9 protein-coding genes are annotated in these 12,072 nt (G+C 40.5%); all 9 read left to right on the top strand.

The features are described 5' to 3' along the window. The first annotated feature begins 79 nt into the window (after positions 1 to 79). The 9 genes from rpsB to OZX58_RS04800 all read left to right on the top strand — a co-directional run bounded on the left by rpsB (position 80) and on the right by OZX58_RS04800 (position 12,048). Positions 80 to 868 (top strand): 30S ribosomal protein S2, encoded by a 789-nt coding sequence (rpsB, locus tag OZX58_RS04840; RefSeq protein WP_277129512.1) that lies wholly within the window; start codon positions 80 to 82, stop codon positions 866 to 868. A gap of 31 nt (positions 869 to 899) precedes the next feature. After that, positions 900 to 1,775, top strand: coding sequence for a translation elongation factor Ts (tsf, locus tag OZX58_RS04835; protein ID WP_277129513.1), 876 nt, complete (start codon positions 900 to 902; stop codon positions 1,773 to 1,775). A 131-nt stretch (positions 1,776 to 1,906) separates the two neighbouring features. Next, the gene (gene pyrH, locus OZX58_RS04830) at positions 1,907 to 2,632 is read left to right on the top strand and encodes a UMP kinase (RefSeq protein ID WP_277140490.1); all 726 of its coding nucleotides are present in this window, start codon (positions 1,907 to 1,909) and stop codon (positions 2,630 to 2,632) included. Then, on the top strand, positions 2,632 to 3,189 hold the full coding sequence (gene frr, locus OZX58_RS04825; protein ID WP_277129515.1) for a ribosome recycling factor: 558 nt from the start codon (positions 2,632 to 2,634) through the stop codon (positions 3,187 to 3,189). Before pyrH ends, frr begins: the two co-directional genes overlap by 1 nt. Before the next feature lie 8 nt (positions 3,190 to 3,197). Further along, positions 3,198 to 3,929 (top strand): isoprenyl transferase, encoded by a 732-nt coding sequence (locus tag OZX58_RS04820; RefSeq protein WP_277140489.1) that lies wholly within the window; start codon positions 3,198 to 3,200, stop codon positions 3,927 to 3,929. Positions 3,930 to 3,938: 9 nt separating this feature from the next. After that, a complete protein-coding gene (locus OZX58_RS04815; RefSeq protein ID WP_277140488.1) occupies positions 3,939 to 4,736 on the top strand; it encodes a phosphatidate cytidylyltransferase in 798 nt (265 codons plus the stop codon). A gap of 10 nt (positions 4,737 to 4,746) precedes the next feature. Beyond that, positions 4,747 to 6,003: an RIP metalloprotease RseP gene (rseP, locus tag OZX58_RS04810; RefSeq protein ID WP_277140487.1), complete on the top strand. Its 1,257-nt coding sequence runs from the start codon at positions 4,747 to 4,749 to the stop codon at positions 6,001 to 6,003. Positions 6,004 to 6,033: 30 nt separating this feature from the next. After that, positions 6,034 to 7,734, top strand: a complete 1,701-nt coding sequence (locus tag OZX58_RS04805; RefSeq protein WP_277140486.1) for a proline--tRNA ligase — start codon at positions 6,034 to 6,036, stop codon at positions 7,732 to 7,734. Between the two features lie 6 nt (positions 7,735 to 7,740). Next, complete coding sequence (locus OZX58_RS04800; protein WP_277140485.1) at positions 7,741 to 12,048, top strand: PolC-type DNA polymerase III; 4,308 nt, start codon at positions 7,741 to 7,743, stop codon at positions 12,046 to 12,048. Positions 12,049 to 12,072 lie beyond the last annotated feature (24 nt).

The raw sequence follows: 12,072 nt of genomic DNA, 5'->3' as shown, positions 1-12,072 counted from the left end.
TCAATATTTTGGTGCCATACACTTGGCGAGATATTGAAATGACCGCTTGAGAGGACAAAAACCATAGGAGGAATTTATTATGTCAGTAGTTTCAATGAAACAATTACTTGAAGCTGGTGTCCACTTCGGTCACCAAACTAGAAGATGGGATCCAAAGATGGCTCCTTACATTTTTACTCAAAGAAATGGTATCTACATCATTGACTTGCAAAAGACAATCAAGATGTTGGATGATGCTTATGCTTTTGTTAGAGCTGTTGCTCAACAAGGTGGCGTAGTTCTTTTTGTAGGAACCAAGAAGCAAGCTCAAGATTCAATCGCTGAAGAAGCAACTCGTGCTGGTCAATACTTCGTTAACCAACGTTGGTTAGGTGGTACTTTGACTAACTGGAAGACTATCCAAAGCCGAGTACAAAGATTAAAGGACTTAAAGAAGATGTCAGAAGACGGTACTTTTGAAGTACTGCCAAAGAAGGAAGCTTCACTTTTGACTAAGGAAATGGACAAGCTTGAAAGATTCTTAGGTGGTATCGAAGATATGCCTAGAATCCCAGATGTTTTGTTCGTAGTTGATCCTAAGAAGGAAAAGATTGCTGTTCACGAAGCTAACATTTTAGGTATTCCTGTTGTCGCAATGGTTGACACTAATACTGACCCAACTCCAGTTGACGTTGTTATCCCTTCAAACGATGACGCTATCCGTGCTATCCGCCTTATTTCAGGTGCGATGGCTGACGCAGTTATCGAAGGTAAGCAAGGTCAAGACGATGACGACGAGAGCGTTGAAGTTGAAATGGCTAACGGTGCTGCTGACGATGAAAACGTTGAAGAAGCAGAAACTACTGAAGAAGATTCAGACAAAGAATAAGTTACTGTTTCTAAACTAGGAGGACACATCAATGGCAAATATTACTGCTAAGCAAGTTAAAGAATTACGTGATCGTACCGGTGCTGGTATGATGGACTCCAAGAAGGCTTTAGTAAAGGCTGATGGAGACGTTGAAAAGGCAATCGATATTTTAAGAGAAAACGGTGTTGCTAAAGCTGCTAAAAAGTCAGGCAGAATTGCTGCTGAAGGTTTAGCTGAATATGCATTTAGTGGCAACACTGCTGCTTTAGTTGAAATCAATTCAGAAACTGACTTTGTTTCTTCAAATGACAAGTTCATTAAGTTAGTTGATGATGTGACTAAAGCAATCCTTGCTGCTAAGCCAGCTAATGTTGAAGAAGCATTAAAGGCACCAATGGGTGACTCAACAATTGGTGAAGAAATCACCAACTTGACTGCAGTTATCGGTGAAAAGATTACTTTAAGAAGATTCGACTTAGTAACTAAGAACGATGACGAAGTATTCGGTGCTTACAAGCACAATGGTGGTTCAATTGTTGCTCTTGCTACCTTAAAGGGTGCAAATGAAGAAGCAGCTAAGAACATTGCAATGCACGTTGCTGCAATCAACCCAGAATACTTGAACAAAGATTCTGTACCAAAGGCTGACTTTGACCGTCAAAAAGATGTCTTTACTAAGGAAACTGAAAATGAAGGCAAGCCTGCCAACATTATTCCTAAGATCGTTGAAGGTCGTGTAAACAAGTACTTAAGTGAAATTTGTTTAGTTGACCAACCTTACGTTAAAGATTCTGACAAGACTGTTGCTGAATATGCTAAGTCAGAAGGCGGCGAAGTTGTTAGCTTTACCCGTTACGAAGTTGGCGAAGGTATCGAAAAGAAGCAAGAAGACTTTGCTGCTGAAGTACAAGAACAAATGAAGTAATTTATTTGTTAATTAAAAAGAGAGGGTAAATGCCTTCTCTTTTTTTCTGGATAAAATTGTTGTCTTTTATTTTGTCGTCAGACAATTTAATGCTTAATATGGTAAAATATTTAGATGATGAGGAGGTCACTATGACTAAAGTTAAATATAAGCGTGTTATTTTAAAAATTTCCGGTGAAGCTCTTGCTGGTGATAAGGGATCAGGAATTGATCCCACAGTTATTAGTCATTTAGCCCAGGAAATTAAGTCGGTTCACGATTTAGGCGTTGATATTGGTATTGTCTGCGGCGGCGGCAACATGTGGCGCGGTGAAACTGGTGAAAAGCTAGGAATGGAACGCTCACAAGCTGATTACATGGGAATGCTTGCAACCATCATGAATGGGTTAGCTCTTCAAGATGGTTTAGAACATGTTGGCGTGCCAACTAGATTACAGACCTCGATTGAAATGCGGCAAATTGCTGAGCCGTACATTAGAAGAAAGGCAATTCGTCATTTAGAAAAGGGCCGCGTTGTAATTATGGGTGGTGGAACAGGTAATCCATACTTTTCAACCGATACAACAGCCGCATTGCGTGCTGCTGAAATTAATGCCGATGTCATTTTGATGGCCAAGAATGGTGTTGACGGAGTTTATTCAGCTGACCCTAAGCTTGATCCTAATGCTAAGAAGTATCAAGAACTAACGCAGCTTGATTTAATTGCCAAAGATTTAAAGGTAATGGATCGGACAGCAAGCTCTCTATCAATGGATACAAACATACCGCTTATTGTGTTTAACGTTAATACTGAAGGAAATATTAAGAAGGCAGTCATGGGTGAACCAATTGGGACTATTATTGAAGGTGGTAAATAATGAATAACGAAACAATTAAAAAAGCCCAAGAAAATATGGACAAGTCAATTACGGTTTTTCAAAAGAATCTTGGCTCAATTAGGGCTGGGGTTGCGAATGCCGCAATTTTAGAAAGTGTTAAGGTTGACTATTATGGTGCGCCAACGCCACTTACGCAAATGTCCAGTGTGACTATTCCAGAGCCACGTGTATTATTGATTACACCATATGACCAAAGCAGTTTAGACGATATTGAACATGCCTTGCTTGCTTCAAACTTAGGATTAACACCTGCTAACGATGGTAAGGTAATCAGATTGGTTATTCCGCAATTAACTGGTGAGAGACGTCAAGAAATCGCCAAGGAAGTTAATAAGTTAGCCGAAGAAGCAAAAATTGCTGTCAGAAACGTTCGCCGCGATGCGATGAATAGCTTGAAGAAGCAACAAAAAGATGACGAAATTACTGAAGATGAACAACGTAATTTAGAAAAACAAGTGCAAAAGGCTACGGACAATGCAACTAAGAAAATTGATGAAGTAGCTGACAAAAAGCGGACTGAAATTACTGAAGGTTAGTAAGCAGAATGGCAGAAAAGAATCAATTAAATCACCTTGCGATTATCATGGATGGTAATGGCCGCTGGGCTCGCAAACAAGGTAAGCCGCGAGTTGCTGGTCATCATGAGGGAATGAATAATGTTGAGCGGATTACACTTGCTGCCGATAAATTAGGCATTAAGGTTTTGACGCTTTACGCATTTTCTACTGAAAATTGGGCTCGTCCTAAAGAAGAAGTTGCTTATTTGATGAACTTACCCGTTCGCTTTTTTGACAAGTTTATGCCAACGTTAATGGCGAATAATGTTAAGGTGAACATTATGGGTTACTTGGATCAATTACCGCCCAAGACTTATAAGGTTGTTCAACGAGCAATGGCCGAAACTGCTGATAACACCGGCTTAATTTTGAACTTTGCCTTTAATTATGGCTCACGCAGCGAAATTACTTCGGCGGTTAAGGAATTAGGCGGCATGATTGAAAGCGGCGCGATTTCTAGCGAGCAAATTGACGAAGAAATGATCTCACAGCGCTTGATGACAGCTAAGTTTGGTGCTTTTCGTGACCCAGACTTGCTTATTAGAACTTCAGGAGAACAGCGGATTTCTAATTTTTTACTTTGGCAGTTAGCCTATTCAGAGTTAGCCTTCAGTCCTAAAAATTGGCCGGACTTTAATGAAGAAGACTTACAAAAATTTGTAAGTGAGTTTCAAAATCGCAACCGCCGATTTGGTAAAGTTGATGAATCAGATAGTTAGGTAGTTTATATGAAACAACGTGTTATTACAGCAGTTATTGCTTTAATTTTATTTATTCCGATTGTTATCGCTGGTGGTCTTTGGATGGACTGGCTGACTGTGGCTTTTGCGGCAGTGGGTATCAGTGAAGTTTTCTTAATGAAAAAACAAATTCTGGTGTCAGTTAATTTTTTGCTGGCATTATTAGCAACCATTATTTGGGCTGTGCCGGATAGTTTCATTAAGGGAATGCCATGGCATTGGTCAAAGTACGGTATGTACTTTGCCGTTATTATGTTAATGCTGACATGGACAGTTTTATCAAAAAATAAAACGACCTTTGATGACGTTGGTGTCTATACATTGGCATCACTGTACATTGGGACAGGTTTTCACTATATGGCAGCCATTAGAAACAGTAACAACGGGTTAGCCCTTTTGTGCTATGTCTTTGTTGTGGTTTGGTTGACCGATACTGGTGCGTACATGATTGGCCGCAAGGCTGGTAAGCATAAGTTATGGCCAGTAATTAGTCCGAATAAGACCTGGGAAGGTTCAATCGGCGGAACTATTTGTGCGGTTATTTGTGCGGCAATTTACGTCTACTGTGTTAAAGTAGGTTACCCACAAGTACAAATGATTATCATTGCCTTCTTCCTTTCAATTGTAGGACAAATGGGAGACTTGGTAGAATCTGCTTATAAACGTTATTACGGCGTAAAAGATTCTGGTAAAATTTTGCCGGGCCACGGTGGTATCTTGGACCGGTTCGACAGTATGCTATTTGTATTACCAGTAGTTGCTGCTTTGTTAGGTATTATGCACTAGGAGAATTCTATTGAAGGGCATACTAATCTTTTTAGTTGTATTTGGCATTCTTGTTTTTGTTCATGAATTTGGTCACTTTATTGTCGCTAAAAAATGCGGTATTTTGGTGCGGGAATTTTCCATTGGAATGGGACCGAAGCTTTTTCAAGTGTGGCGTAATCCAACTACTTATACAATTCGTTGGCTGCCGTTAGGCGGATATGTACGTTTGGCAAGTAAAGATGATGAGGCCAAATTAGATCCAGGGATGACGGTTATCTTACAATTGAACGAACAAAATGAAGTGGTAAAAATTGATGCTTCAGAATCCGATATTCCAATTGAAGGTATTCCCGTTCAAGTCACTAAGTCTGACTTAGTCGATGAATTGGTCATTACTGGATATGAAAATGGTGATGAAGAAAAGCTGGTTACTTATCAGGTTAATCATAATGCTACAATCATCGATCAATCTAAGACTGAATTAGTAATTGCCCCACGGGATACTCAATTTCAACAGGCAAATGTCTGGCAAAAGCTTGCGACTAACATAGCTGGTCCATTAATGAATATTATTTTGGGCTTTGTAGTTTTTTTAATCTGGACATTTACAGTTCCTGGTCCTGCAACGACAACGATTGGGCAGGTTAATCCGGGGTCATCGGCACAAGTTGCTAAGATTAAGCCTGGAGACAAGTTTGTCGCAATCAATGGTCACCAAACGTCTTCTTTTAACGACCTTGCAGCACAAGTCGATCAAAGTAAGGGAAAAACAATTGCAATTACTCTGATTGAAAACGGCCAAAAGAAAGTCGTTAAGGTGCGCCCAAAGGCTGTTAAGTCGCAAGGACAAACAAGCTATCAAATTGGGATTTTGGCACGCAGTGATGAGCATGCAAGTGCAAAATTGAAGCGTGGCTGGGATACTGCTGTATCTACCACAGGCATGATTTTTAATGCTGTCGGTGGCTTATTTAGACACTTCAGTTTAAACAAGTTATCTGGTCCAGTTGGTATTTATTCGGAAACTTCACAAGTTTCTAAAATGGGCTTTTCTTACATTCTTGCCTTCTTGGCAATGATTTCAATCAACTTAGGAATTGTCAATCTAATTCCAATTCCTGGTCTTGATGGTGGTAAGTTCTTGCTCAATATTATTGAAATTATCCGCAGAAAGCCAATTTCTGAAGATCACGAAGCAATTGTTGAACTAATCGGCTTTGGCTTATTGTTAGTTCTAATTATTGCGGTTACTGGTAATGATATTTATCGTTACTTTATTAAATAGAAAATTTTTATTTTTCTTGGGAGAAAATTAATGCGTCAATCTAAATTATTTATGCCAACATTGAAAGAGGCACCTTCTGATGCTGTGGCTAAAAGTCACCAATTAATGTTGCGCGGTGGCTATATTCGCCAAGTTACAGCTGGTGTTTATGCTTATTTGCCACTAGGCTATCGCGTTTTACGTAAGGCTGAGAATATTATGGAAGAAGAAATGGCAAAAATTAATGTGCCAGAAATGTCCATGCCACATTTTCTGCCAGCTTCACTTTGGGAAGAATCAGGCCGGTTACAAAAGTATGGTCCAGAAATGTTCCGCTTAAAGGATCGTCATGGTCGTGAAAGTTTATTGGGGCCAACTCACGAAGAAACTTTCACCGAGATTGTCGCTAAAAACATTAAGAGCTACAAGCAGATGCCGATTGCACTGTACCAAATTCAAACTAAGTACCGTGATGAAAATCGTCCACGCTTTGGTTTATTGCGGGGACGCGAATTTATCATGCTTGATGCATATAGCTTTGCGGCAACTCGCGAACAACTTGATGAACAATTCGATGATGAGAAGCGGGCTTTTGAAGCAATCTATCGTCGCTGCGGCGTTCAAGTAAACCCAGTAATTGCCGATTCCGGTACAATGGGTGGTAAGAACTCAACTGAATTCCAAGCTCCTGCTGCAATTGGTGAGGATACTATTGCAACTAATGAAACTGGTACTTATTCAGCTAACCTTGAAATGGCAGTTAGTGACGATACCTTTAAGCAAGAGCAAGAAGAATTGCAAGAAATGTCTGAGGTTGCTACACCAGATCAAGAAACAATTGCTGATTTAGTTGATTTTATGAACGTGCCTGCAACCAGAATTGTTAAGAGTGTTCTCTACATTGTTAACGAAAAAGAACACGTACTAGTTTTGATTCGTGGTGATAAGCAAGTAAATGAAGTCAAGTTGACGCACTTACTTGATGCTGATTCATTAAGAACAGCAACTGATGAAGAATTACTAGCAATTACTGGTGCTAACAAGGGCGGCGTTGGTCCAGTTAAGGCTGATTGGGCTGATAAGATTGTTGCTGATGACACAGTAAAGAACCTTTACAACGTAGTTGTTGGTGCTAATAAGACTGGTTACCAATTAAAGAATGTCAACCTTGACCGTGACTTTAAGGTCGATCAATTTGGTGACATTCGCGTAGCTAACGAAGGTGAACCTGATCCAGTCGATCATTTACCATTGAAATTTACAACTTCTATTGAAGTTGGTCATATTTTCAAGTTAGGTACTTATTATACTGAGACCATGGGTGCTGACTTCTTAGATCAGAACGGTAAGACGCAGCCAGTAATCATGGGGTCATACGGTATCGGTGTTACTAGAATGTTGTCAGCTGCTGTAGAACAACATGCGACAGAACACGGTATTGCTTGGCCTAAAGAAATTGCGCCATTTAGTTTGCACATTGTCCAAATGAAGATGAAGGATGAAGCACAAACTAAACTAGCTGAAGAATTAGAGCAAAAATACAGCGCTAATTATGATGTATTGTATGATGATCGTAATGAACGTGCGGGTGTTAAGTTTGCTGATGCTGACTTGGTTGGTGCACCAATTCGAATTATAATTGGTAAAAAGGCTAGCGAGGGCATTGTCGAAGTTAAGCGCCCAACCGATGAGAAGTCTAGTGAAATTGCAGTTACTGAATTAGATAGTTTTGTAAATAAAGAGTTAGGATAATTTTTCGTGACTGATAAAAACAAACTTTTTTTACACCTTTTAGAGCAGATTCATTTTCCTGAGCAATTTGCAGATAATGATTTACTTCAAAAAGGTGAAATTGAGAACGTGGATGTATACGCTAAGGAACATAAGTGGGATATCCATGTTCTTTTTAATACGCCGTTAAAATTTGAAACCTATGCGGCTTTGAACAAGGCAATTAATGCAAGTTTTGCTTCATTTGTCAAAACGCGTCTTTTTGTCCGTACCCAAGATGGGTCTGACGATTATTTGACTGATTATTGGCGTTATGCGGTTCAAAATTCACAAATTTTACAGCCGGTTGCGCGTGAATTTATCTCTAGTCACGAGCCCAAAAAAGAAGATGGGCGTTGGATTATTCCCGTTGACAATCTAGTGGTTGATGGTTTAATTGAGCAAAAATTCTTGGATCAGTTAGCTGAAGAAATGCGCGACTTTGGTTTCTTTAACCTAAAATTTGTAACACAGCTGGATGAGCAAAACACGCAGAGCAATTTGGCTAGTCTGCAGCAATTGCAGGAGCAGCATGAACAAAGTATGCAAGAAGCGTATAATGCGGCACCACCTAAAGAAAAGCCAAAACCGCAAACTTATCCGACAAAGAAGACGCGCTACGGCAACCGCAAGCTGGATGAAAGCCTGCCAATCACGCAAATTAAGGATGTCGTTGACGGCACTAGAAATGTCGTTATCGAAGGTAATATTTTTAATACCGAAAGTCGGGAATTAAAATCTGGCGCAATTATTTTTACTGGTGAAATTACAGATTATACCGATTCGATTTCTTTTAAGAAGTTTGTCTCTGATAAAGAGCAAATTAAAAGTGTTGCGGACTTGAAGCCCGGCACTTGGGCTAAGATGCAGGGGTCAGCTGCTGACGATCAGTGGCAGCATGATGTTGTGTTCAATATTTCTAGCTTTGAAGTTGTCGAACATGTCGGCAGAACCGAAAAGTATCAGGGTGATGAAAAGCGGGTTGAATTGCATCTTCATACTAATATGAGCCAGCTTGATGCTACGAATACGGCAACCGACTTTATTTTAGCTGCCAAAAAATTTGGTCAAAAAGCAATCGCAATCACTGACCATGCCGATGTGCAGTCCTTCCCTGAAGCTTATAACGTTGGTAAGAAAAACGGGATTAAAATTGTTTATGGCGTTGAAGCCAACATGATTGATGACCATGCTTTATTGGTACTAAATCCAGCGCCAATGACGTATGAAAACCGAGAATTTGTCATTTTTGACGTGGAAACGACTGGTTTATCATCGGTTTATGACACAATTATTGAAATTGGTGCCGTCAAGATGAAAGACGGTGAAGTCATTGACCGGTTCGATAAGTTCATTAATCCGCACCACCCATTAAGTGAGCAAACGATTAATTTGACTTCGATTACTGATGATATGGTTAGTGCGGCTGATGATGAAGCAGTTGTTATCAAACAATTTCAAGATTTTTATGGTGACCGGCCATTATGTGGCCACAATGTTCAGTTCGATGTTGGTTTTGTTAATGCGGCGTTAAGAAGAACTGGCCTTGAGGAAATTACCCAACCAGTTGTTGATACATTGGAAGTATCGCGCTTATTGCACCCAGAACAGACAAGACATACATTAGATTCGCTGGCTAAGAAGTACAATGTTGTACTGGAACATCACCACCGCGCTAATCAAGATGCCGAAGCAACAGGTTATTTGATGTTTAAACTGCTTGATGCCTTTAAGGCTAAGTTTGATGAAGATGACCTAGGTAAGATGAATGATTATGCCGCACGCGGTCAAGTCTTTAAGCGGGCGCGGCCGTCACACATGACAATTTTAGCTAAAAATCAGGCGGGACTTAAAAATATGTACCGGCTGGTTTCAATCGCCAGCACCAAAGACTTTTACCGGATACCACGAACACCAAAATCTGACCTCGCCCAATATCATGAGGGCTTACTGTATGGTTCTGGTTGTCTGCAGGGTGACGTTTTTGTGGCGATGATGCAAAAAGGTTATGATGAGGCACGTAAAAAGGCCAAGTTTTATGATTATCTTGAGGTTCAACCACCGGCAAATTACGCGCAGATGATTGTGGACCATTTGATTAGCGATGAAGCTGAACTAGAAGAAATTTTAACTAATATCTATAAGCTGGGTAAGGAATTGAATAAGCCGGTTGTGGCTACGGGGGATGCCCACTATGTTGAAGAACATGATGCTATTTACCGCACGATTTTGATTTCTGCTCAAAGAAGTAATCCGGATCGGAATAAACCGCAGCCTGACCTGCATTTTTATAGTACGCAGGAAATGTTAGATGCCTTTAGTTTTCTAGGTGAAGATGCTGCTAAAGAGATTGTGATTACTAATCCGAATAAGATTGCGGAATCAACTGAAGAAATCGCACCAATCAAGGATGGTTTGTTCCCACCGCACATTGATAATGCCGATGAAGAAATGAAACGGCTGACTTACGATAAGGCTTATGAACTTTACGGCAAGCCACTGCCTAAAATTGTTCAAGACCGGTTAGAAATGGAATTAAATTCGATTATTTCTAATGGTTATGCAGTTATTTATTTGATTTCACAGCGCTTGGTTGCTAAGTCGAATAAGGACGGTTACTTGGTTGGTTCGCGGGGTTCTGTTGGTTCAAGTTTAGTTGCAACAATGTCTGGAATTACGGAAGTTAATCCACTGGCGCCGCATTATCGGTGTCCGCAATGTAAGTATTCCAAGTTCTTTGAAAATGGTGAATATGGTTCAGGTTATGACTTGCCTGATGATAAGTGTCCTGAATGTGGTACAGAACTAGTCAAAGATGGTCAAGATATTCCGTTTGCGACTTTCTTAGGTTTCCATGGTGACAAGGTTCCTGATATCGATTTAAACTTCTCGGGTGACTATCAGCCAGTAGCGCATAACTTTATTCGGGTTATGTTTGGACCGGATAATTCTTATCGTGCGGGAACAATCGCGACGGTGGCAGACAAGACCGCTTATGGTTATGCCAAGCACTATGATGAGGAAAAAGAGCTTAACTTACGTAGTGCTGAGCTTGACCGATTGGCAGCAGGGGTCAGTGGGGTTAAACGGACTACTGGACAGCACCCCGCGGGAATTGTTGTTGTTCCTGATGATATGGACATTTATGATTTTACGCCGGTTCAATATCCAGCTGATGATGTGCATGCAGCCTGGCTGACCACCCACTTTGATTTTCACTCAATTCACGATAACATTTTAAAATTTGATATTTTGGGTCATGATGACCCAACAATGATCAGAATGCTGCAAGATTTGTCGGGAATTGATCCTTTGACCATTCCGCCAGATGATCCTGGTGTGATGTCGCTGTTTTCTAGTCCTAAGATTTTGGGCGTGAAGCCGGAACAAATCCAATCGGAAACAGGAACACTGGGTGTTCCGGAATTTGGTACCAGATTTGTTCGGGGGATGCTTGAAGAAACAAAGCCGACGACATTCTCTGAATTGTTACAGATTTCTGGTCTGTCACATGGGACGGATGTATGGCTGGGTAACGCTGAAGAACTAATTAACGATGGAACCTGCAAGTTGAAAAATGTAATTGGTTGTCGGGACAACATCATGATGGACTTGATCCACTGGGGTGTTAAGCCGGAAGTTGCGTTTTCAACAATGGAATCGGTGCGTCATGGTCGCGGAATTAGCGATGAGGATATGGCAGTTTTGAAGAAAAATGACAAGATTCCCGATTGGTATATCCCGTCATGTCTTAAAATCAAGTACATGTTCCCGAAGGCACATGCGACAGCTTATATCTTGATGGCGCTCAGAATTGCCTGGTTTAAAGTGTATTATCCTGAAATTTATTACACGGCTTACTTTTCCGTGCGTGCAGATTTATTTGACTTAGTTGCCATGAGCCATGGCAAAAACACGGTCAAAAAAGCAATGGCTGATATTCAGAATAAGGGTAACGATGCTTCTGCTAAAGACAAGAGTCTATTGACAGTATTGGAAATTGCCAATGAATGTTTGGAGCGGGGAATTAAGATTAAGATGGTTGACATCAATCAATCAGAAGCAACTAATTTTAAAATTCTCGATCAACATACAATTTTGGCACCGTTCAATGCCGTACCAGGACTGGGTAACAATGCGGCTAAGCAGATTGTTGCCGCTAGAACGGAACAAAAATTCTTGTCGAAAGAAGATTTGTCTAAACGAGGCAAAGTTTCGCAAACAATTATGGATTATTTGGAAGATAATGGGGTTTTGGAAGGAATGCCCGACCAAAATCAGTTATCATTATTTTAATTAAAAGGTGCGTAGCTTTTGCTA

This window comes from Lactobacillus sp. ESL0680 (assembly GCF_029392855.1).
In the GTDB taxonomy this organism is placed as follows: domain Bacteria; phylum Bacillota; class Bacilli; order Lactobacillales; family Lactobacillaceae; genus Lactobacillus.
Note: the sequence above shows the minus strand (reverse complement) of the source record. Positions and strands in the feature narration are given on the sequence as shown.

Coding starts and splice junctions, on each gene's coding strand:
- rpsB (WP_277129512.1), top strand. CDS start 80: ATGTCAGTAGTTTCAATGAAACAATTACTTGAAGCTGGTGTCCACTTC.
- tsf (WP_277129513.1), top strand. CDS start 900: ATGGCAAATATTACTGCTAAGCAAGTTAAAGAATTACGTGATCGTACC.
- pyrH (WP_277140490.1), top strand. CDS start 1,907: ATGACTAAAGTTAAATATAAGCGTGTTATTTTAAAAATTTCCGGTGAA.
- frr (WP_277129515.1), top strand. CDS start 2,632: ATGAATAACGAAACAATTAAAAAAGCCCAAGAAAATATGGACAAGTCA.
- OZX58_RS04820 (WP_277140489.1), top strand. CDS start 3,198: ATGGCAGAAAAGAATCAATTAAATCACCTTGCGATTATCATGGATGGT.
- OZX58_RS04815 (WP_277140488.1), top strand. CDS start 3,939: ATGAAACAACGTGTTATTACAGCAGTTATTGCTTTAATTTTATTTATT.
- OZX58_RS04805 (WP_277140486.1), top strand. CDS start 6,034: ATGCGTCAATCTAAATTATTTATGCCAACATTGAAAGAGGCACCTTCT.